Below are 18,972 nucleotides of genomic sequence, written 5' to 3'. Positions count from 1 at the left end.
TCAGGTCAACGTGGCTTCGTGTGGGTTCCAGTCAGGGGGCAGTGGCTCGGGGATCGGGCACGTGGACTCGACCGGGCGGAACTCACCCCGCTCGGCCGACCCCTCGATGGCCGTCATGAGTTCCAGGACGTGCAGCGCGAGCGCCCCCGACGCCCGGTGCGGGGTCCCGGCCCGGAGCGACCGCGCCAGGTCGAGCACCCCGATGCCGCGCCCGGCGGTGGTGCCCGCGAGGGGCAGCTCACGCCAGTCGGCGTCGCGCGGGCCACGGGCCAGCAGCGGGCCGTCGAAGGTGTTGGGATCGGGCAGCGACAGGGCGCCCTCCGTGCCGATGACCTCGATCATCCTCCGGTTGACCGGGGAGTCGAAGCTGAAGGTGGTGGCCGCCGTGGCGGTGCCGGGGAAGTCGATCAGGGCGTTGACGTGCGTGGGCACCTCCACCGGGAAGGCCGTGCCCGCCTTCGGGCCGGAGCCGATGACGCGCTCCGGGCGGGCCCGGCGGGCGCCGGCCGCCACCCGCGAGGCCGGGCCCAGCAGGGCGACCAGCGTGGTCAGGTAGTAGGGGCCCAGGTCGAACAGCGGCCCGGCGCCGCGCTGGTAGAGGAACTCCGGGCTGGGGTGCCACGACTCCGGGCCGAGACTCTGGGTGGCGGCGGTGACCGCGACCGGGACGCCGATCAGCCCCGAGCGCACCGCGTGGATCGTCGACTGGATCCCGGCGCCGAGGAACGTGTCGGGCGCGTTGCCCACGCGCAGGCCCAGGCCGTCGGCCTCCGCCAGCACCTTGGCCGCCTCGTCCAGGTCGAGCGCCAGCGGCTTCTCGCCGTACACGTGCTTGCCCGCGCGTAACGCCCGGAGCGCGACGGACGCGTGCGCGGCCGGGATCGTCAGGTTGACCACGATCTCCACCTCGGGGATCGCGAGCACGGTCTCGACCGGGCCGGACACGGGCACGCCGTGCTCCTCGGCCACCTCGGCCGCCCGCGCCGGTTCGAGGTCGGCCACACCCAGCACCCGGACGTCCGGGAACGCGTTGAGGTGACGGAGGTACTGGCCGCTGATCACACCGGCGCCGACGACGGCGACGCCCACGGGCCCGCTGCTCAAGAGACCTCCAGCGAGGTGAGGTAGGCATGGCTGCCGGCCAGGGCGTCGAAGACGTCGCCCGCGCAGCTGTCCAGCTCGACGATCCGCCAGGCGCCGGGGGCGGCGGCGAGGATCTCGGGCACCGGCATGACGCCCTGCCCGACGGCCGTGTGCGGCTCCTCCTTGACGCCGGGCCCGTCCTTGACGTGCAGCGCGAGCACCCGGTCGGCCAGCCGGCCGAGCAGGCCGGGCACGTCCGCGCCGCCCACCGCGGCCCAGTACGTGTCGATCTCCAGGAACACCTCGGGCGCCAGCAGGTCGGCCAGCGCCTCCAGGGCGTGCCGGCCGTCGATCCTCGGCTCGATCTCCCACCAGTGGTTGTGGTACCCGAGCCGCATCCCGTGAGCGGCGGCCTGCCCGGCCAGGCCGTTCAGCAGATCGGCGGTCCGGGCCAGGCCGTCGTGGGAGGTGAACTCCTCGTGCGCGATGCCGCCGGGGATGATGACCAGGTCGGTGCCGATCGTGGCGATCGCCTCTAAGACCGCCGCCGGCTCCTCGCTGAGCAGCGCGTACGCGTGTGTGCTGGAGACGGTCAGCCCCAGGTCGTCCACCACCTGGCGGAAGCCCTTGGGATCAGTGGTCGGATCGTACGGCTCGACGGCGCCGTACCCGAGACCGGCGATCCGGCTCAGCGTGCCGTCCCGGTCGGCCGCGAGCCGGTCCCTGACGGTGTAGAGCTGCACGCTCAGCGGCCTGGTCATCGGCCCACCCCGCCCCGCACGCCCAGCAGGTGCTCCAGGGCGAGCTGGTTGAGGTGGCTGAAGTGGTAGCCCCGCTCGGCCGCCGTGTCCGGGTCGAAGTCGTCGGCCGCGAGATCGGCGAGCGTCTCGCCCTCGGCCAGCGTGGGCACGGCCAGCTGGTCGACGCGCGAGGCCCGCAACGCGTCCTGCACCTCCGGGTCCGCCCGGAAGGCGCGCGCCTTCTCGCGCAGGATGAGGTAGGTGCGCATGTTCGCCGCGGCCGACACCCACACGTCGCCAGGGTCCTCGGTGCGCAGCGGCTTGTAGTCGAAGTGCCTGGGCCCGTCGTAGCCGCCGTGCTCCAACAGGTCGACCAGGAAGAACGCGCTCTTCACGTCGCCGTGGCCGAACACCAGGTCCTGGTCGTACTTCGGCCCGTGCTGCCCGTTGAGGTCGATGTGGAACAGCTTGCCGTGCCACAGCGCCTGCGCGATGCCGTGCACGAAGTTCAGCCCGGCCATCTGCTCGTGCCCCACCTCGGGGTTGAGCCCTACCATTTCCGGATGTTCCAGCTCGTTGATGAAGGCCAGCGCGTGCCCGATCGTGGGCAGCAGGATGTCGCCGCGCGGCTCGTTCGGCTTGGGCTCGATCGCGAACCTGATCTCGTACCCCTGGTCGAGCACGTAGCCGCTGAGCAGGTCGAGCGCCTCCTTGTACCTGGCCAGCGCCGAGCGCACGTCCTTGGCCGCGTCCGACTCGGCGCCCTCGCGGCCACCCCAGCACACGTACGTCCGCGCGCCCAGCGACGCGGCCAGGTCCAGGTTGCGCATGACCTTGCGGATCGCGTACCGCCGCACGTCGCGGTCGTTGCTGGTGAACGCGCCGTCGCGGAAGACGGGGTGGGTGAAGAGGTTCGTGGTGGCCATCGGCACCTTCAGCCCGGTCTCGCCGATCGCCTTGCGGAACGCCGCGACGGCCTTCTCCCGGTCGGGCTCGACGGCGAGCAGGTCGTCGTCGTGGAACGTGACGCCGTACGCGCCGAGCTCGGCGAGGCGGTGGACGCTCTCCACCGGGTCGAGCGGCGGGCGGCTGGCGTCGCCGAACGGGTCGCGCGCCTGCCAGCCGACGGTCCACAGTCCGAAGGTGAAGCGGTCGTCGGGGATTGGCACGAACGCGGTCATGGTGGGACCTCCCGCAGCTTTACCATTAAGTCCACAATCTGCACATAATCCTCGGAGGCGGATGTGGGATCGTCAAGAGGCGTGCGGCACGATTCCATGCGTGCCCGCAATCTCGCCGTGGTGCTCGGCGAGATCCGCGACGCGGGCCCGCTCACGAGGGCCGCGCTCGCCGAGCGGACCGGGCTGACCAAGACCACCGTGTCCAAGCTCGTGTCCGACCTGCTCGACGCGGGTGTGGTGGCGGAGAACGGCGCCGTGCGCGACGGCGAACGCGGCCGTCCCGGCGTCGCGGTGCGCCTCAGCGGCCACCGGGTGGCCACGCTCGGCCTGGAGATCAACGTCGACTACCTCGCCGTCTGCGTCGTGGACCTCACCCTCGCGGTACGGCTGCGCCGTACGAAATGGGCCGGCAACCGTGACTCCCGCCCGGAACACATCCTCGGAGAGCTGCGCTCGCTGGCCGAGTCGGTCGTGGCGGAGGCGGAGGCCGCCGGGCTGCGGATCAGCGGCGCGGCGCTGGCCGTGCCGGGTCCGGTCGAGCATGGGCTGCTGCGTACGGCCCCGCATCTCGGCTGGCGCGACGTCCGGGTGGCGGACCTGCTCGATCTGCCATTCAAGGTGGACGACTTCGAGGTGGACAACGAGGCCAACCTGGCGGCCCTGGGCGAGCTCTGGTTCGGCTCCGGGGCCAGGGACTTCCTCTACGTCTCCGGGGAGATCGGCATCGGCGCCGGACTGGTGGTGGACGGCTCGGTCTTCCGAGGCACGTACGGGCTGGCCGGGGAGCTCGGCCACGTGGTCGTCGAGCCCGACGGTCCCGCCTGCCGGTGCGGCGGACGGGGCTGCCTGGAGGTCTACGCGGGCCAGGACGCGCTGCTCGGAAAGGTGGGCTCGATCCCCGAGTTGGTCGCGCGGCTGGAGGCGGGCGACCCGGCGGCGCTGGCGGCCTGCGACCGGGCGGGGCGGGCGCTCGGGCTGGCCCTCACCTCGGCCGTCCACCTGCTCGACCCCGGGATGATCGTCCTGGGCGGCGTCTTCGCGCCGCTGTTTCCCTGGCTGGAGGAGCCCGCTGGGGAGACCCTGTCCACCCGGCTCGGCCAGATGCGCCGCACCCCACCCCGCCTCGCCGTTTCGGCGATCGGCGCGGACGCCGCGATTCTGGGCGCGGCGGGCCTGGTCATCCAGCGGGTCGTCGCCGACCCGGCCCGAGCGCTCGGCCTCTGACCTGACCCAGCCAAGGACGATCAACGTCTGAAGGGCGTGCACGGTCGTGGGGGCGCGGGCGGCTGGGGGCGGCTGGGGGCCGCGTCAAACGTTGTGGTTCGGACGCCGACAGCCCTGTCACTTCTTGCCAAGGATCGCCCGTTGTGGCGAGGACCTTGATCTCGTAGCGTGGGTCAAGTCATCAAAAAGCTCACTTTTTGGGGAAAAGTGCTCATGAAGATCCGCACAGCCCGCGTGTTAGCCATCCTGGCCACAGCCGCCCTTTCCTCGGCCGTGCTGGGGTCATCGTCCGCGGCCCAGGCCATCCCGTCATCGTGCAGCTACGGCTTCTACAACACCAACTCGGCGAGTTACGCCTCGTGCAGCGTGGGCACCGGGCAGTTCCGGGCCAAGCTCAGGTGCGACATCCCGTGGGGCATCGACACGGTCGCGCGCGGGCACTGGCTGAACGTCACAGTGCCGCCCAGCAACAGCATCGCGACCTGCCCGCCGGACGCGCGCAAAGGTTACGAGCCGGGCATCGAACGGCAATAACGCCTGATCAGGCTCCGACCCGAGGTTCTTGCCGGGTCGGAGCCCATTCCGGGCCGGACGCGGGCGGCCGGCGACAGAGGTCAGGTGGCGAGGGTTTCGGCAAGGATGTCCACCAGCAGGGCGGCCTGGGAGCCGTCCTCGTCCAGGTCGGGGTCGTAGATCGTGAGCTGCAGCCCGGCGGCTCCCGGCAGGTCGAGCAGCCCCCGGAGCAGCCTCACCAGGCCGGTGGCGTCGAGCCCGCCAGGGGTGGGTGAGTCGACGGCCGTCAGCACCGACGAGTCCAGCACGTCGGCGTCGACGTGGATCCAGAAACCGTCGAGGTCATCACGGACCAGCACCTTCCTGGCCGCCTCCAGGCCGCCCATCTCCGGGTCGGTCACGTGGGCGATGCCGGTGTCCGCGAAATCCCGCAGATCCTCCTCGTCCCGCACGCCCAGCACGATCACGTCCTCGTCGCGGACGTACGGCCGCAACCCGTCGAGGTCCGTCAGGTAGTCGTCGCCGCGCCCGGTCGCCAGCGCCAGATCCTCCCCGGCCGCCGAACCCACGTGCGGGGAGTTGCCCAGGTGCCGGAAGTCGGAGTGCGCGTCCAGGTACGCCAGGCCGTAGCGGCCCGTCCTGCGCAGCGCCAGCGCCGAGCCCAGCAGGATCGAGCAGTCACCGCCCAGCACGACCGGGAACCGTCCCGCCTCCCTGATCTCCGCGACCCGCTCCGCCAGCTTCCGCGTGTAGCGGGCGATGGCCGGGCCGTTCCTGACGCCGTCGCCCGGCTGCCACGTGGCCACGTACCGGGGCGGCACCACGGCTCCCGCGTCGCTCGCCCTGATCCGCTCCAGCAGGCCGGCATCGCGGAGCGCCCACGGCGCCTTGTAGCACCCGGGGGCCACTCCCTCAGCCGGAGGCCGCAGACCCAGGTTCGACGGTGCATCGAGTACGGCCAGTCGTCTGTCAGTGGTTACAATGCTCATAGTCCTGACGTTAGCAAGGGGAGGCTCGATGCGCCAGCTGGCCGAAACGGGATGGGTGGCGTTGGACCTGGCCAACACCTGGGACGAATACCTCGACTCGCCAGAACGCCTGCCGGACGTCGCCGCCCTCCGCCGCTTCTGTCACGAACTGATCGCGGACCAGGTGACAGGGCGGCCGAGCGAGCCGGACGTGCCGGCGCAGGCCCCGGCCGTGTCGGATGTGCCGGACGGGTTCGAGACGGCCGAAGAGGTGGGGGAGGACGACCTGGTCGCGGTGCGGGCGATGCGAGACCGGTTGCGGGCCGTGCTGGCGGCCGAGCCGCGCGAGCGGGCGCGCGCCCTGGCGTCGTGGGTCGCCGAGTTGCCCGTACGTGCGACCGTCGAGGAGCTGGACGGCGTGCCCGAGCTGCGCCTCGCTCCCGCCCGCGACGCCGGTCTCGCCGAACGGTTCGCCGTGCGCGCGATCCGCGAGCTGCTGGACCTAGCCGCCAAGGGCGACTGGGCACGGGTACGGCTCTGCGCGGCCACGCCCTGCCGCGACGCCTTCGTGGACCGCAGCCGGCCGGGACGACGCCAGTTCTGCTCCACCCGCTGCGCTAACCGCGCCCACGCCGCCGCATCTCGTGCCCGTCGCACCCCCTGAGAGGGCGTCCCGGGGAGCGGCGGTGTCATGCGGAGTACGGCGAGGCGAATAGTGCAATGTCACATTCCATGCAGTCATCGGCGACGGTATTGTCATCCTTTGCCAGCTATTGCCCGTTGTGGTGACCACCTTGATCTCGTAGCGTGGTCGACGGCATTGAACGGTTACTTCTTGGGGGAAGTGTTCATGAAGATTCGCTCGGCTCGTGTGGTGAGCTTTCTGGTCGCGGCTGCCGCCGCCTCAGTCGTCCTGGGGGCGTCAAACCCTGCCCAGGCCCTTCCGTCATCGTGTAGCTACGACTTTTACAACAGCAGCATGTCGAGTTACGCCTCCTGCAGCGTAGGCACCGGGAAGTTCCGCGCCAAGCTCAAATGTGACATCCCGTGGGGGATCGACACCGTCGCGTACGGGCGCTGGCTGAACGTCACAGTGCCGCCCAGCAACAGCATCGCGACCTGCCCCTCGAACGCACGCAAGGGTTACGAACCGAACATCGAGCGAAGCTCCTGATCGAGGCTCCGACCTGCTTCGCGTCGGGACGGAGCCCTCATCGCGGCGACGGGTGGTCACCTGTCGCCGCGAACGGCCCGGGACAACACCTCGGTCGTGTCGATCCAGCCCACTCCGCGCGCGACCCTGACGCGCACCACGTCTCCCTCCGACAGCAGCGCCCACTGCTCCCCGGCCATCCCGTACGCCCTGAGCTCGCGGCCGGTGCCCTCGTCGATGGCGCACCAGTGGACGTACTTCGGCTGGTTCTCGTTGCCGCCGGACCGCTGCCTGCGCAGCCGTACGATCTGGCCTTCGGCCCAGCCGTGGCCGCCGAGGAGCGCGCGGGCGGTGGGGACGGCGGCCACCACGAAGCCGACGGCGAAGGCGCCGGGCTGCACCAGCCCGCGCGGCCACAGGTCGAACGCCGAGAGGATCAGCAGCCCGATCCACGTCCAGAAGCCCAGGAAGAAGCCCGCGACCAGGCTCCTGCCCACGACGTGCAGCGGTTCGCGGCCCCAGATGAGGCGGGCCGGGTAGCGCACCTCGACGGCGTGCCACCTGCCGCCGTAGTCGGACCAGGCGCGCCGGTCGTCGGCGGGCACGCTCACCGGCAGGCTGCGCACCGCGTGGGGCGCGAGCCCGAGCGCGGCGGCGTAGGCGAGCGGACGGCCCCAGATGGTGACGGACGCGGCGGGCTGCTCGGCGAACCGACCGGCGGCCAGGTGGGCGCGGACGCCCAGCCAGTGCGCCGCCGCCTGGGCTCCCAGCTCGGTGCCGCGTTCGCGGTTGAGCCGGCGCGTCAGGACCATCAGCCCGAGGAAGGTGAGCAGGCCGGCCCCGAGCCCGCCCTCGTGCTCGGGGTCGGCCAGGGTGACGGCGACGGCGATCACTACGGCGGGCACGGCGGCGGCGGCCGTCAGCAGCGCGAGCTGGGCCCGGCTCCAGCGGGGCTGCGACAGGCCCCGCTGCCGCGCGTCGGCGATGACCTGCTTGCGGAAGCGCTTCCACCAGCTCTTGAGGTCGCGGGCGCCTTCGGCCAGCGCCCCGGTGGCGACGACGCCGTCCCGCGAGAGCGATCGGACGTGGTCGTGGACGAGCCGCTCGTACGGGTTCAGCCCGTCGGCCTGGCGGAGCCGTACCAGGGACAGCTCGGGACCGATCTCCTCGATCTGGACGGCGCCCCTGGCCGCGAGGTCGAGCAGCGTGGCCGCGGCGGCCTCCTCGCACAGCCGCCAGCCGCCGGTGATCAGGTCGACCACGGCGGGCGGCTCGGCGGCGAAGACGCTGGTCGGCGGCACCGGATCGGCGTCAGGAGTGCGGGTGGCGAGCGCCAGGGCGAGCAGAAGCAGCGCCCACAGAGCCAGGGCCGCGGCGGCGGCCGGCCAGAGCAGCATCAGAACCGCACCCGCGCCGGCCCGCGCTCCTCGCCCGGCGCCTGGAAGTAGTCGCGGCTCGCGAACCCGCCGAGACCCGCGACGAGGTTGGCCGGGACGGTCTGGATCGCGTTGTTGTAGGTGAGGACGGCGTCGTTGTAGTACTGCCGGGAGTAGGCGATCCGGTTCTCGGTGGTGGCCAGCTCCTCCTGCAGTTCGGCGAAGTTACGGCTGGCCTTCAGGTCGGGGTAGGACTCGACGACGGCGAGCAGGCCGCGCAGCGCGCCGGTCAGCATGTGCTCGGCGTTCGCCTGCTCGGCGGGGGTGCTCGCGCCGACGGCCTGGGTGCGGGCGGCGGTGACGGCGGCCAGGGTCTGCCGCTCGTGGCCCGCGTAGCCGCGTACGGTCTCCACCAGGTTGGGCACCAGGTCATGACGGCGCTTGAGCTGCACGTCGACCTGCGCCCAGGCGTTGTCCACGGCGTTGCGCCTGCGCACGAGCCCGTTGTAGACGGCGATGACGCCGACGAGGGCGAGTAAAACGAGAGCGCTGATGACTACAACCATGATCACGACGGCCTCCACTGGGGGGTGAGTGGGCTCATCTGAACAGGTGCGGCTTGCAGCCCGCTGTACGGCGGACGTTTTCGGCGATCTTCAGCCGAACAGCGCGCGCCCCCAGTGGTCGCCCGCGTCGCGGACTCCGGGCGGGCAGGCGAACAGGCCGCTGGAGACGTGCTTGATGTACTCGTTGAGGGGGTCGGCCTTGGCCAGGCGCATCTGCACGGGCACGAACTGGGTGCGCGGATCGCGCTGGTAGGCGATGAAGAACAGCCCGGCGTCGAGGCGGCCCAGCCCGTCGGAGCCGTCCACGAAGTTGTAGCCGCGCCGCAGCAGGTGGGCGCCGCCGTTGCTGGTCGGGTGGGCGAGCCGGATGTGGGCGTCGTCCTTGATGTACGGCACGCCGTCCGGGCCCTTGGCGGTGAAGTCGAGCGGATCGAACTCCGCCTTGAGCCCCAGCGGCGCGCCCTCGCCCTTGTCCCTGCCGAAGATCTGCTCCTGCTCGGCGAGGGAGGTGCGGTCCCAGGTCTCGACCGTCATGCGGATCTTCCTGGTCACCAGGTAGCTGCCGCCCGCCATCCAGTCGTGGCCCGAGGCCCAGAGGTGGTCGCGCAGCAGCGTGGAATCCTCAAGTTTGAGGTTGTTGGTGCCGTCCTTGAAGCCCATCAGGTTGCGCGGCGTCGCCTGAGCGCGCGAGGTGGAGGAGGTGCGGCCGAAGCCGAGCTGAGACCACTTCACCGACACCCTGCCGAAACCGATCCTGGCCAGGTTGCGGATGGCGTGCACGGCGACCTGGGGATCGTGGGCGCACGCCTGCACACAGATGTCGCCGCCGGAGATCTCGGGGTCGAGCTGCTCGCCGGGGAACTTCGGCAGGTCGGCCAGGGCCGCCGGACGCCTGTCCGCCAGGCCGTACCTGTCGTCGAACAGCGACGCCCCGAACCCGACCGTCAGCGTCAGCCCGGAGGCGGGCAGGCCGAGCGCCTCGCCGGTGTCGTCGGGCGCGGCCTCGGCGGCTCCGCCGACCGCGCCGTAGGCGCCCGCCTCCTTGCCCTGGGTCAGCCTGGCCGCGGCGGCGGTCCACTCCTGCAGCAGCTCCACCAGCTCGGCCCGCTTGTCCGTGGTGACGTCGAACGAGACGAAGTGCAGCCGGTCCTGGGCGGGCGTGACGATGCCCGCCTGGTGCTCGCCGTAGAACGGGACGGGATCGGCGGTCGAGCTCGCGTGGGCGAGCGGCGGCTCGTCGACCAGCGCGCGCGTGGCGACCGCGCCGGCGCCCAGCACCGCCGCCCCCGCCGCGCCCAGCCCGAACAGCTTCCTGCGGCTCATGCGCTCGCCCATTGCTGCCTCCCGCTACTTCGCGACGATCGGAGCGATCTTGCTGATCGGTTCGCCGAGCGCGTTGATCGCGTCCGACAGCGTCTTCAGCTCGGCCTTGGACAGCTCGTCGTGCAGTCGCCAGCCGTCGCCCTTCTGGTGGACGCCGAGGGCGGCCTCGGCCGCGGCGAACTCCTCGTCCAGAGTCTTGACCAGGTCGGGCGCCCGCTCTTCGAGCACCGGACGGAGGGCCTGGACCGCGGCCTTGGAGCCTTCGAGGTTGGCGTCGAAGTCCCACAGGTCGGTGTGCGACCAGATGTCCTCCTCGCCGGTGATCTTCCCGGTCGCGACCTCGTCGAGCAGTTCCTTGGCGCCGTTGGCGAGGTTGAGCGGGGTGAGCTCGGTGGCGTTCGCCTTGTCCACGATGGTCTTGACGTCGGCGATCAGCTTGTCGGCGATCGGGCCGTCCTCGCTGATGTCCTTGGTGATCCAGAGATCCTTCTCGATCTTGTGGAAGCCGGTCCACTCCTCGCCCTCGGCCAGGTCGGCCTCGCGGGCGTCGATGGCCGGGTCGAGGTCGCCGAAGATCTCCGCCACCGGCTCGATCCGCTCCCAGTACGTACGGGCCACCGGGAAGAGCGCCTTGGCCTCCTCGATCTTCCCCGCCTTGACCGCGTCGACGAACTCCTGGGTCTTGACCAGCAGCGTGTCGCTCTGGGACTTCACGTAGCGCTGGTAGTCGGCGGTCGCCTGGGCCAGCTTGGCGTCGGCGGTGAGCGGCTTGTGCTCGCCCGTCACCTTGAGCGCGTTGCGGATGCCCTTGCCCACCATGCCGGGCTTGCAGGCCGTCTCGTACGAGCCCGCCGGCAACTCGGCGATGAGCTCACGGGTCAGGCCGGGCACGATGTTCTCCACCTCGGCCATCACCCGGTCGCCCGGGGCGTACACGTAGAACTCGGTGACCTTGGCGCCGCCGTTGGTGATCGCGAACGTGGTGGTGCCGGCCGCCACCTCGGCGACGGCCACCTCGCACGCGGTGTCGGACGCGGCGACGGAGACCTTGCCGGGCTTGCCCTGGGCGGCGGGGCCGGTCGGGTCAGGATCGCCGGAGCCACAGGCGGTCAGGCCGGCGAGCGCCAGCATGCCGAATGTCAGGCCGAGACCCCGGAGAGTGGAGGGGGACATGGCTGCTCCTGTTCAGACTGCTGAGGGGGAGGACTCGGGCGATGGGACCCGCTGGGCGCGTGGCGGGAGCAGGAAGAGGATCAGCGTGGGAACGAGGTAGAGCGCCCAGGTGGCGGCCTCCAGCACGCTCGGCTGCGGCGTGATGTTGAACATCCCGGACAGTAGCGTCCCGTACCAGGAGTCGGCCGGGAGCGCCGCGCTGATGTCGAACGCGTGGGTGTTCAGGCCGGGCAGCACGCCGGCCTCCTGCAGGTCGTGCACCCCGTACTTGAAGATGCCGCCGGCCACCAGGATCAGCAGCAGCCCCGTCCAGGTGAAGAACCTCGTCAGGTTGATCCGCAGCGCGCTGCGGTAGAGGCCCCAGCCGATCGCCACGGCCGTCAGCAGGCCGAGGCCGATGCCGACCAGCGGCTGGGCGTTGACCGTGGCGCCCTGGACGGAGGCGAAGAACAGCAGCGCCGTCTCCAGCCCTTCGCGGGCCACGGCCAGGAAGGCCATCACGACGACGGCCAGTGAGCCGAGTTGGAGCGCGTCGCCGAGCCGGTCCCTCAGTTCGCCGGAGAGCGCGCGGGCGGTGCGGCGCATCCAGAAGATCATCCAGGTGACGAACACCACGGCGAGCAGCGAGGTGATGGCCTCGAACAGCTCCTGGCTGGTGAAGTCGAGCTGGGCCGCGGTGAAGGTCAGCAGGGCGCCGAACCCGACGGACAGCACGACGGCCGCCGCGACTCCCACCCACACATGGAGAAGCCTGTCCTTGCGGTCGCTCTTGACGAGGAACGCGACGAGGACGGAGACGACGAGCGTCGCCTCCAGGCCTTCGCGGAGTCCGATGAGATAGCTGGCTAACACGGGCCGCTCCTGCCAGTAGGTAAGCCTTGCCTAAATTACGGCAGTCCGAAGGCGGCATGGCAAGCGGCTGTGCCGGATGGGCTCGTGCGGACGGATGCCCGGGTGACGGTCTATGGGGACCTATTTCACCGCGCATATCAGGTAAAGGCGCGTGGTGCGACGTTCCCCCCAGCCAGGGGGAGAAAGGAAGGTGTCGCCAGGAGTCCACACAGCAGGAGTCCACACAAGGGGAGCACCATGGACTATCGGGTGGGTGAGGTCTTCGGCGTGCGGGTGGCGGGACTACCGGTCGGCGAGCTGGACGCGCTGAGGTTCGCGCGCACCTGGGAACTGGTCGACGGGCTCGTCGCCAACGGAGAGGAGCCCGACACCGAGCTGTCACGGGTGCTGGCCGCCGAGACGGCCGGCCGGACCGAGGCGCTGCGTCTCCTGGCCTGTGACGAGGACTTCCGGCGCGGGCTGGCCGCCGCGAACCCCGTGCTCTCCGCCGAGTTGGACGGCTGGCTCGCCCGGCCCGACGAGCCGCCCGAGCGGGCCGTGCTCGCCCGCCTGGTCAGGTACGCGGCCCGCCTCGCCACCAGGACCAGCCCGGACGCTCCCTCCACGATCAGCGGCCTGGGCCGGTGGGACGACGACGGCGACGCCCCGGCCGCGACGACATCCGACGAGCTGCGCCGTTGCGTCGTCCCCGAGTCCGATCTCGCCACGGTGGGACGTATCTGGGACGCGCTCGCGACGCGCCCCGGCCTGCGCGAGGCCGTGCGGGTGCGGGTCAATCCGAGCCTGCGGCAGGAGGACGGCTGGCTCTGGTTCCTGGGCAGTGGCCCGGAGGAGACGCCGGTCCGCATGCCGGCCGAGCCCATGCTGGCCGGGTTGCTGTCCTGGGTGCGCAACACGTCCGATCCCACGGTCGGCGGGCTCGAACGCGCCGCCGCCTCGCCCGGCCTGGTGGCCCGGCTGCTGGCGGCCGGGCTGATGGAGCGCCGGCGGCCGTTCGCCGACCAGTCCCTCGATCCGCTCGCCGACCTGGCCGCCTGGGTCGAGGAGGTGCTGCCCGGCGACTCGCCGGACCGGCCCTGGCTGCCCACCGCGCTTCGCGAGGTGGAGCAGGCGCCGTACGAGCGGATCCGGGACGTGACCGGCTGGCTGCTCGCCCGGCTCGGCGACCAGACCGAGCTCACGGTCAGGAACGTGCGGCTGGAGACCGCGGTGTCGCCCGAGCCGGTGGCCGTCTGCGGACGTGCCGCCTGGGAGCCGGTGCTGCGCGACCTCGACACCGTGCGCCGGCTGGCCGCCGTGTTCGACCCCGACCTGCCGGTCAAGCTCGCGCTGGCCGAGCACTTCGTACGCTGCCACGGCGAGCGGGCCACCGTCCCGTTCGTCCGCTTCTATCACGACGCGCACCTGGTCGACCGCGACTCCGTGCCGGCCGGTCCGGCGGTGCGCGAGCTCGCCAGACTCCGCCGGGAGACCTGCGAGATCCTGTACGGCGGGTCGCCCGATGAGCGGGGCGCGATCGTCGCCGCCCCCGACCTGGTGGACAAGATGGCGGCCGCCTGGCCCAAACACCTCCGTCCACCCGGCTCCATCACCTGCCACGGTCACCTTCTGCCGGGACCGGAGTTCGTGCTCGACTCCGTCACCGCCGGCTACGGCCGGGGCATCGGCCGGATCCGCCACCTGCTGGCCCTCGCCGGCGCCGACACGCCTGCCGTGGAGCCGCGGCCGGTGGCCGAGTGCCTGGGCGGCTTCGGCGCCCACCTCAACCTGCGGCCCTCCTCGGGCGTCACCGTCGACTACCCGTTCACCGTCACCGGCTGGCCGGGCCCGCCGGTGGCCGACCTGCACGTCTCCTACGATCCGGGCAGCCTGCGCCTGCTGCTGTCCGACGGTGACGGCAATCCGGTGCGGCCCGCCCACCTGGGGCTGGCGCCCGAGGCGACGCTGCCGCCCGCCTGGTCGTTCCTGGTCCGTGTCTTCGGCGAGCCGTGCGTCGCCCTGCCCGACCCGTGGGAGATCGGCGGGAGCGCGGAGGAGCCGCACGCCTGGCCGCGGCTGCGGGTGGGGCGGGTCGTGCTGGTCCGCGCCGGCTGGCGGATGAGCGCGGCCGACCTGCCCGTCCCGGTCGCCGGCGAGCCGGACGCCGCCTACCTGACGCGGACGGCCCGGTGGCTGGAGCGGCACCGGCTGCCGCACCGCTTCTTCGCCCGCCTGGCCGGTGCCCGCCCCGGCTCGCTCCGCAGGCCGTTCTACGTGGACGTGACCGACCACTTCCTGCTGTTGTCGCTGGCCAGGGCCGCCGCCCGCCGGGGCGGACCGGTCGTGCTGGAGGAGGCCCTGCCGGACCCGGCCGCCGCGCCCTCATACGGCCCGCACGGGCAGCGGGTGACCGAATACACGCTGGACATCTCGGCCGGTTGAGCGTCGATGGCCGCCGAACTCCCGGTCAGCCGTCGGACAGCGGCTGTCGGAGGTCGCCTCGCCTGAAGTGGGCTCAGGCCGGCTTGTGGCGTTGGTAGTGGCGGGCGACGCGGACGCGGTTGCCGCAGCGGGCGGCCGAGCACCAGCGGCGGCGCGGGTGGGCGGGCAGGAACAGCAGCACGCAGTCGTCGGCCGCGCACTGGCGGACCATGGAGACTGCCGGGTCCGCCAGCAGCTCGGCCACCGCCTCGGCCAACCACGCCATCAGGAGGGTTCCGGGCGGGCCGGTGCGGCGGCGGGTCGCGGTCACCGCTCCGCCGTCCCAGGCGAGCTCGGCGATGGGCGGTGCGGCGCGCTGGGCCCGGTTGAGAGCCTCCAGGTCGTCCGTCGAGGGCTGCTCGCCACGACGGACGTGGTCGAGGACGCGTGCGGTGCGGTCGCGTAGGTCGTGCACGGCGGCCAGGTCGGCGTCGTTGAGCTCGGCGGCGAAGAGATCCCGGGCCTCGGGGAACCGGTCGGCCTGGAGTTCCAGCCAGGTGCGCAGGCCGTGGGGGGTGTCCAGCGCGTCATCGGCGGCCGAACGGGTGTTGAGGAGATCCAGGGCCAGGGGTTCCCCGGTCAGAGGAACGAGATCCTTCACACTCCTAATGCTACAACGCGGGGTTGACATGTTAGGCGGGAAATCACTATACGTAATGCAATAATCTCCATGAAAGGCATTAGTGATGGCCGCCTCCCCGATACCCCGCACTGCCCACCGCCACGTGGAGGTCGAGGGCGTCCGCGTCTTCTACCGAGAGTCGCTGCCGGAGCGGGAGGACGCGCCGGTGCTGCTGCTGTTGCACGGCTTCCCCTCGGCCTCACACCAGTTCCGCCGCCTCATCGACGGGCTCGGCACGCGCTACCGGCTGATCGCTCCCGATTACCCCGGCTTCGGCCGCACCGAGGCCCCGGCCCACTTCACCTACTCCTTCGACCGGCTCGCCGACATCACCGCGGGCTTCGTGCGGGGGCTCGGCCTGACCAGGTTCGTGATGTACATGTTCGATTTCGGCGCACCGGTCGGCTTCCGCCTCGCCGAACGGCACCCTGAGTGGATCGCGGGCCTGGTCGTACAGAACGGAAACGCCTACGTCGAGGGTTTGTCGGACGGCGCCCGCGACTTCATCGCGCTGCGCCCGGAGACGCCCGGCGCCGAGGAGACGATCCGAGGTCTGCTCACCCCGGAGGGCACGCGCGGACAGTACGAGCTCGGCGTCGCCGACCTCACCCTGATCGCTCCGGACGGTTGGACGCTCGACCAGCACTTCCTCGATCTGCCCGGCCGCAGGCAGGCGCAGGTGGCGCTGGCGTTCGACTATCACTCCAACGTTGAGCGGTACGACCGCTGGCAGGCGTGGCTGCGTGAGCACACCCCGCCCACTCTCATCACGTGGGGCGTCGGTGACCCGTTCTTCCCCGAGCCCGGCGCTCGCGCCTACCTGCGCGACGTCCCGGACGCCGAACTCCACCTGTTCGGCACCGGTCACTTCGCCCTCGAAACCCACCTGCCGGAGATCGCCCCGCTCATCGCCGGTTTCCTGGACCGGGTCTGGGACGCGCGGTGAGCAGGTCGCCCGACGCTGGGCCGGCCCTGCTGTTCGCGGCGGGCAACGCCCTGAGGGCTCTCCTCAGGCCAAGAGTTTCGTGGACTCCCCGATACTTTCGCTGCCAGGAGCAGACGCGACCAGCGTGCCACGTGTTCGACAACGGGATTGGCAGCGTTTCCGGTCCGAAAGTTTCGGTACACTCCCGACCATGCCAGCGAAGAGGCGGGTGACGATCGCCCTGATAGCCGAGGAGGCCGGGGTCTCGATCCCCACGGTTTCCAAGGTCGTCAACGGCCGCCCCGAGGTCGCGCCCGCGACCCGGCACCGAATCGAGCGCTTGCTGCGCGAGCACGGTTACCAGCGGCGGGCCAGCCAGGGCGACGCCCCGGCCGGGCTGGTCGACCTGGTCTTCGCCGAGGTCGAGTCGCCCTGGGCGATGGAGATCGTGCGCGGCGCCGAGACCGTGGCCTACGAGGCGGGGGCCAGCCTGGTGATCTCCGTGCTGCACACGCACGCGGGCCCCGGCCGCGACTGGCTGGAGCGCCTGGCCGCGCGCCGCACCGATGGCGTGGTGATCGTCGCCTCACGTCTGTCGGCCGGAGTGCAGTCGCAGCTCAGCGCCCGGTCGCTGCCGTTCGTCGTGGTCGATCCGGAGGGCGAGCCCGCGCCCGGCGTCGTCTCGGTGGGCGCCACCAACTGGAACGGCGGGCTGGCCGCCACCCGCCACCTGGTCGAGCTGGGCCATCAGCGGATCGGGATGATCAGCGGCCCCGCCGACATGCTGTGCAGTCAGGCCCGGATCGACGGCTACCGGGCGGCCCTGGAGACCGCCGGAAGGCCGCCCGCGCCCGAGCTGATCCGGCGCGGCACCTTCCTGGTCGACTCGGGCCACGACGAGGGCCACGCGCTGCTCTCACTCGACGACCCGCCCACGGCCATCTTCGCGGGCAGCGACCTGCAGGCGTTCGGCGTCTTCGAGGCGGCGCGCCAGCGCGGCCTGCGGGTGCCCGAGGATCTCAGCGTGGTGGGATTCGACGACCTGCCGCTGGCCAAGTCGGCCTGGCCGCCGCTGACCACGGTGCGCCAGCCGCTGCAGGAGATGGCCGCGCTGGCCACCCGCACGGTGCTGGGCATGGGGCGCGGCGAGGTGCCGGAGAGCCGCCGGGTGGAGCTGGCCACGGAGCTGATCGTCCGTGAGAGCACGGCCCCACCCGGGTGAGCGGCTCAGGCGGGAGTGGAGACGCCGTCGCCGGCGGGCTTGCGGCCGAGTTCCTCGGTCGGCACGTGGGCGGTCTCCTTGGCCGTCAGGACCGCGACCGCGCTGATCGCGCAGAGGATGCCGGTGAAGATGGCCACCCCGGTCCAGCCCTGCAGGCCGAGCCAGCCTGACGGCGAGACGATCCCGGCGGCCGAGGCCACCGCGAACCCCGCGATGGCGAAGCCGATCTGGGTGCCGATCGCCATGCCCGACAGACGCACCCTGGTGGTGAACATCTCGCCGTACAACGACGGCCAGATGCCGTTGGAGGCGCTGTAGACGACGCCGAGCGTCAGGATGCCGACCAGGAAGATCAGCGGGTAGCTCTTGGAGTTGATCGCCGCCAGGTAGACGAAGATCATGATCGGGCTGCCGATGGCGCCGATCAGGAAGACGGGCCGGCGGCCGATCCGGTCCGACAGCTTCGCCCAGAGCGGGATCGTCACGAGGGCCACGCCGTTGGCGGCGACGCCGACCCACAGCATGGTGGCCTTGTCGAGCCCGATCGCGTCGCTGGTGGCGTAGTTGAGCGCCCAGACGGTGAAGATCGTGCTGACCGTGGCGATCAGGGCCGCGCAGACGACGCGCAGCACGCTCGCCCAGTGATCGCGGAAGAGCAGGGAGAGCGGCATCTTCGGCACGGTGCCCTCGGCCACCTCACGCTCGAAGGCGGGGGTCTCGTCCAGCTTGCGGCGGATGATCCAGCCGGCGACCGCGACGGCCACGCTGAGCCAGAACGGCACCCGCCAGCCCCAGCTGAGCAACTGCTCCTCCGGCAGGGCGGCGACCGGGATGAACGCGAAGGTGGCCAGGATCTGGCCGAACTGCGTGCCGTTGAGCGTGAAGCTGGTGTAGTAGCCGCGCCGGTGAGCGGGGGAGTGCTCCAGCGTCATGGAGTTGGCGCTGGCCTGCTCGCCGGCCGCCGACAGCCCCTGCAGCACGCGCAGCAGCACCAGCAGCACCGGGGCCAGGCCGCCGATCTGGTCGCGGGTCGGCAGGCAGCCGATGAGGAAGGTCGAGACGCCCATCAGCATCAGCGTGAAGACCATGATCTTCTTGCGGCCGAACCTGTCGCCGACGTGCCCGAGGATGAAGGCGCCGACCGGCCTGGCCGCGTAGGCCACACCGAAGCTGGCCAGCGACTGGAGAGTGGCGGTGGCGGGGTCCGAATCGTCGAAGAACACCTTCGAGAAGATCAGGGCCGCCGCACTGCCGTAGATGAAGAAGTCGTAGTACTCCAGCGCGCTGCCGATCCAGGCGGCGAGTGCCGCCTTGCGCGGCGTGCCCTGCTGGTCGCCGGGTGATCGATCGGTCACGAGTGCTCCTTGCGGCTTCGATGGAGGTGGTCGGCTGCCCCCCGGCGCGCGTCGTGAGAGGCCGGGGCTCCCGCCACGCGAGTCCGCCTTCCAGAGATTTCCGGCGAGTTACGAACTAGATAGTTAATTGCTGATGCTGCAGTGACTCATTTCACCTGTCAAGAGCCGGGACGGAGAACCAGCGGAGAACCAGAGGGAAGCCGGGAAGAAGCCGCCCCTTTCCTCCTGGCCCGGGA

At 71.5% G+C, this 18,972-nt stretch carries 18 protein-coding genes; 7 read left to right on the top strand and 11 right to left on the bottom strand.

Annotated features, from left to right (window positions below; genetic code table 11):
* The 3 genes from AB0I38_RS35610 to xylA are packed head-to-tail and all read right to left on the bottom strand — an operon-like array spanning nt 1 to nt 3,004.
* Entirely contained in the window at nt 1-1,104 is a 1,104-nt protein-coding gene (locus AB0I38_RS35610) for a Gfo/Idh/MocA family protein (protein WP_358491727.1), read from the bottom strand.
* A complete protein-coding gene (locus tag AB0I38_RS35605) occupies nt 1,101-1,844 on the bottom strand; it encodes a sugar phosphate isomerase/epimerase family protein (protein WP_358491722.1) in 744 nt (247 codons plus the stop codon). The genes AB0I38_RS35610 and AB0I38_RS35605 overlap by 4 nt, the downstream gene beginning before the upstream one ends.
* Nucleotides 1,841-3,004 carry a xylose isomerase gene (xylA, locus tag AB0I38_RS35600; RefSeq protein ID WP_358491718.1) on the bottom strand — a complete coding sequence of 388 codons (1,164 nt, stop codon included), beginning with the start codon at nt 3,002-3,004 and terminating at the stop codon, nt 1,841-1,843. The genes AB0I38_RS35605 and xylA overlap by 4 nt, the downstream gene beginning before the upstream one ends.
* An 81-nt stretch (nt 3,005-3,085) precedes the next feature.
* On the opposite strand from xylA, the gene AB0I38_RS35595 reads away from it, so the two are divergent.
* Together AB0I38_RS35595 and AB0I38_RS35590 are read left to right on the top strand one after the other, a co-directional pair.
* Nucleotides 3,086-4,228: an ROK family transcriptional regulator gene (locus tag AB0I38_RS35595; protein ID WP_358491715.1), complete on the top strand. Its 1,143-nt coding sequence runs from the start codon at nt 3,086-3,088 to the stop codon at nt 4,226-4,228.
* A 213-nt stretch (nt 4,229-4,441) separates the two neighbouring features.
* Nucleotides 4,442-4,762: a hypothetical protein gene (locus tag AB0I38_RS35590; protein WP_358491711.1), complete on the top strand. Its 321-nt coding sequence runs from the start codon at nt 4,442-4,444 to the stop codon at nt 4,760-4,762.
* Nucleotides 4,763-4,842: 80 nt separating this feature from the next.
* On the opposite strand, the gene AB0I38_RS35585 is transcribed toward AB0I38_RS35590, so the two are convergent.
* Nucleotides 4,843-5,730 (bottom strand): arginase family protein, encoded by an 888-nt coding sequence (locus tag AB0I38_RS35585; RefSeq protein ID WP_358491706.1) that lies wholly within the window; start codon nt 5,728-5,730, stop codon nt 4,843-4,845.
* 28 nt (nt 5,731-5,758) lie between these two features.
* Between AB0I38_RS35585 and AB0I38_RS35580 the strand changes: the two genes are divergently transcribed.
* On the top strand, nt 5,759-6,373 hold the full coding sequence (locus AB0I38_RS35580) for a CGNR zinc finger domain-containing protein (protein WP_358491703.1): 615 nt from the start codon (nt 5,759-5,761) through the stop codon (nt 6,371-6,373).
* A gap of 186 nt (nt 6,374-6,559) precedes the next feature.
* A complete protein-coding gene (locus tag AB0I38_RS35575; protein WP_358491699.1) occupies nt 6,560-6,883 on the top strand; it encodes a hypothetical protein in 324 nt (107 codons plus the stop codon).
* Nucleotides 6,884-6,939: 56 nt separating this feature from the next.
* Here AB0I38_RS35575 and AB0I38_RS35570 read toward each other — a convergent pair whose 3' ends face one another.
* The 5 genes from AB0I38_RS35570 to efeU form a co-directional block, all read right to left on the bottom strand.
* Nucleotides 6,940-8,259 carry a DUF2207 family protein gene (locus AB0I38_RS35570; protein WP_358491694.1) on the bottom strand — a complete coding sequence of 440 codons (1,320 nt, stop codon included), beginning with the start codon at nt 8,257-8,259 and terminating at the stop codon, nt 6,940-6,942.
* Nucleotides 8,259-8,804, bottom strand: coding sequence for a LemA family protein (locus AB0I38_RS35565; RefSeq protein ID WP_358491815.1), 546 nt, complete (start codon nt 8,802-8,804; stop codon nt 8,259-8,261). The genes AB0I38_RS35570 and AB0I38_RS35565 overlap by 1 nt, the downstream gene beginning before the upstream one ends.
* Nucleotides 8,805-8,894: 90 nt before the next feature.
* Nucleotides 8,895-10,139, bottom strand: coding sequence for an iron uptake transporter deferrochelatase/peroxidase subunit (efeB, locus tag AB0I38_RS35560; RefSeq protein ID WP_358491691.1), 1,245 nt, complete (start codon nt 10,137-10,139; stop codon nt 8,895-8,897).
* 12 nt (nt 10,140-10,151) lie between these two features.
* Nucleotides 10,152-11,300: an iron uptake system protein EfeO gene (efeO, locus tag AB0I38_RS35555; RefSeq protein WP_358491686.1), complete on the bottom strand. Its 1,149-nt coding sequence runs from the start codon at nt 11,298-11,300 to the stop codon at nt 10,152-10,154.
* A gap of 12 nt (nt 11,301-11,312) precedes the next feature.
* Nucleotides 11,313-12,152 carry an iron uptake transporter permease EfeU gene (efeU, locus tag AB0I38_RS35550; RefSeq protein ID WP_358491681.1) on the bottom strand — a complete coding sequence of 280 codons (840 nt, stop codon included), beginning with the start codon at nt 12,150-12,152 and terminating at the stop codon, nt 11,313-11,315.
* 237 nt (nt 12,153-12,389) lie between these two features.
* On the opposite strand from efeU, the gene AB0I38_RS35545 reads away from it, so the two are divergent.
* The gene (locus AB0I38_RS35545; protein ID WP_358491675.1) at nt 12,390-14,573 is read left to right on the top strand and encodes a lantibiotic dehydratase; all 2,184 of its coding nucleotides are present in this window, start codon (nt 12,390-12,392) and stop codon (nt 14,571-14,573) included.
* Between the two features lie 73 nt (nt 14,574-14,646).
* On the opposite strand, the gene AB0I38_RS35540 is transcribed toward AB0I38_RS35545, so the two are convergent.
* The gene (locus AB0I38_RS35540; RefSeq protein WP_358491670.1) at nt 14,647-15,213 is read right to left on the bottom strand and encodes a CGNR zinc finger domain-containing protein; all 567 of its coding nucleotides are present in this window, start codon (nt 15,211-15,213) and stop codon (nt 14,647-14,649) included.
* Between the two features lie 124 nt (nt 15,214-15,337).
* On the opposite strand from AB0I38_RS35540, the gene AB0I38_RS35535 reads away from it, so the two are divergent.
* Nucleotides 15,338-16,180, top strand: a complete 843-nt coding sequence (locus AB0I38_RS35535; protein WP_358491665.1) for an alpha/beta fold hydrolase — start codon at nt 15,338-15,340, stop codon at nt 16,178-16,180.
* Between the two features lie 190 nt (nt 16,181-16,370).
* Entirely contained in the window at nt 16,371-17,381 is a 1,011-nt protein-coding gene (locus AB0I38_RS35530) for a LacI family DNA-binding transcriptional regulator (RefSeq protein WP_358491659.1), read from the top strand.
* A gap of 5 nt (nt 17,382-17,386) precedes the next feature.
* Here AB0I38_RS35530 and AB0I38_RS35525 read toward each other — a convergent pair whose 3' ends face one another.
* Complete coding sequence (locus AB0I38_RS35525; protein WP_358491655.1) at nt 17,387-18,736, bottom strand: MFS transporter; 1,350 nt, start codon at nt 18,734-18,736, stop codon at nt 17,387-17,389.
* Between the last annotated feature and the right edge of the window lie 236 nt (nt 18,737-18,972).

Source organism: Nonomuraea cavernae, assembly GCF_040655715.1.
GTDB classification, from domain to species: Bacteria; Actinomycetota; Actinomycetes; order Streptosporangiales; family Streptosporangiaceae; genus Nonomuraea; species Nonomuraea cavernae_A.
The sequence above is the reverse complement of the archived record's forward strand: the minus strand, read 5'-3'. Positions and strand labels throughout refer to the sequence as shown.